Raw genomic sequence first — 2,402 nt, forward strand, 5'->3', positions numbered from 1 at the left:
GATAGCAGAAAAGGGGAACATATTCATTCGCACCTAGCTAAATTCACAAAGATACGGATTACAGCGTTAGATTTTGCAGAGACGTTTGGAATAGATAGCAAAATAGTTTACAGCCAACTAAAAACCGCAGCTGACAATCTATTTGAACGACAATTATCAATAAAAACCAATCGTCGAGGAAATGAGCGTATCACTAGGTTTCGTTGGGTTACGTCGGCCAGTTATGCAGAATCTGAAGGATTTATCGAGGTTTCTTTTTCACCAGAGATTTACCCTCATCTTCAATCGTTAAAATCCCAGTACACAACGTATAAACTGCAAAATGCAGCTGCATTTCGTAGTGTTTATTCATGGCGATTATTTGAAATAGCTAGGTCATGGTTAGGTACAAATAAACCGGTAAAGCTTTCACTAGAGAACATTAGACATCAACTAGATGTGCCAACTTCATACAAGTGGAATGATGTGAAAAAACGAGCACTCGACCCAGCCATTTTAGAGATCTCAAAGCACGAAAAAATCGACATAACCTACACTACAAAAAAATCCGGTCGCTCAGTTTCGGATCTAATATTCACATTCAAAAAACGCGAAAAATTAGATCTTTTGATTGATATTTAATAGGTGATCCATTTGTGACCTTTTTGGTCGTAAATGGAAAGTTTGCATCTAAATAATAACTCGTTATATTTGGGTATCACACACGATACCCAAAATGCACTCGCTCCGCTCATTTTTTTGGGGTGTGCTCTACGAGGTGAAAAGCATGTTCAATATTTTACGGCACGCAAAACATAAAATGTCGAGTCTATCGGCTGTCTTCAATCACAATGTTCGAACATTAAATTCAGAGTTTGATCATGGAAATGTTGATCATTCCAGTAGTTGGAAAAATCGATATCTCGATTTTTATCCAGGGCAAACACTGCAAGAAAAAATCCACAATCGAATTTCAAAATTGGATAATTCGGCAACTCCTCCAAAAATAAGAAACTCCGGTTCAAAAAACGACTCGGTTGTAGCCGTTGAAATGCTCCTGACAGCCTCCCCTGAATACTTTAAGCATAATTCGTACTCTCATTTGATGGATTGGTACAAAACCAACGTAACCGCGTTACAGGCGCGATACGGTGAGAATTTGATACATGTAGCTCTTCATCTCGACGAATCAACACCACACATACATGCGATTTACACACCAATTATTAAAAAAACAACAAAAAATCGAAAAGCTAAGTCCAATGAGGAAAAAGATCTTTATTCATGGGTTTTTGATGCAAAAACAATGACTAGCAGAGAGAATTTAATTGATGCACAGGACTACTTTTATAAAAAAAACATGTTTTTGGGATTAAAACGAGGTGTTTCGGCCGCAAAGAAAAAAGCTCTTGGAATGCCGGCACGGCACCGCTCATTGAAAGAACTTAGAACCCAACAACAACAAGAGGAAATCTTAAAAACATCAGAAGCTCTTGAGCGGCTCTCTAAGGGCCTTGTTAGTGCCAGTAGCGACCTAGGTAATGTAAAAAGGGAAAAGGACGCTCTAACGGCCGATTTGGTGGCTGTACGTGAAGAAAGGGATAGTATTTTAAAACAGCAAGAGATCTTAAGAGAGCGTTTGAGTAAATATTTCTACTTAGAAAACGGGGTTACAAAATTACATGACGAATTTTTACCATTGGCCCAATCCTACCTCAATTCAAAACTACCAGAGCATCTCAAAACAATTGAGTTCGATTTGACAAGACGGGAAAGTCGACTTTCTTGGAGAGAAAAAATGATCGAGAAAGAATGGGATAGAACAGCGATTGGGAAATTGGAACATGAAAACAAAAATCTCAAAATGAAATTATCACAGGCTGAATATTTAGTATCTCAATACAAATCCGTTTTAAATGATCACAAAATTGAGTTCGAAATCGGTTCTGACAACCAAAATTCCCCCGCTTCTATGCTGTTCAAAAAATAACCAAAAATCTACGATCTTTTTTATTCTTGTTTTTATTCTTGTTTTTAAGCGTTTTTTTTAAAAACGCGCAGGCCTTTACTGGCAAGGCTCGGAGGCACTGGTAAGACCAGCTTAAAAACGACAAATTTATGGTTAAAAACGACAAATTTATGGTTAAAAACGACAAATTTATGGTGTCATCCACAGGTAAAACGACATGATTCTACTGTGTCGCTAGTTAAAAACGTCACCGTTCAATCATGCCTCTTTATTTAATAACGACACAGTGGTACGCTGTCGTTATTATTTAAAACGACAGGTTTATGGTATGGAAATCGAGAATAAACTAGCACTAAATAACTACAATGTAACAATGAGCAACGTGCTCACTAGAGCCTCCCATGCACTCACATTAGATGAAAAAAGAGTGATAGCATGCTGTATTGCTAAAACG

The 2,402-nt window shown here is 37.6% G+C and carries 2 protein-coding genes; both read left to right on the forward strand.

What is annotated here, in order from left to right:
- The coding region (locus tag FH976_RS15595) for a replication initiation protein (protein WP_194091693.1) at positions 1 to 621 on the forward strand (621 nt) is incomplete at its 5' end.
- A gap of 145 nt (positions 622 to 766) precedes the next feature.
- Positions 767 to 1,969, forward strand: a complete 1,203-nt coding sequence (mobV, locus tag FH976_RS15600) for a MobV family relaxase (RefSeq protein ID WP_194091694.1) — start codon at positions 767 to 769, stop codon at positions 1,967 to 1,969.
- Positions 1,970 to 2,402: the final 433 nt, after the last annotated feature.

This window comes from Vibrio hibernica (assembly GCF_015223435.1).
GTDB lineage: Bacteria > Pseudomonadota > Gammaproteobacteria > Enterobacterales > Vibrionaceae > Vibrio > Vibrio hibernica.

What these genes read in the sequence shown, in the direction of transcription:
- mobV (WP_194091694.1), top strand. Translation starts at nt 767, where the DNA reads ATGTTCAATATTTTACGGCACGCAAAACATAAAATGTCGAGTCTATCG.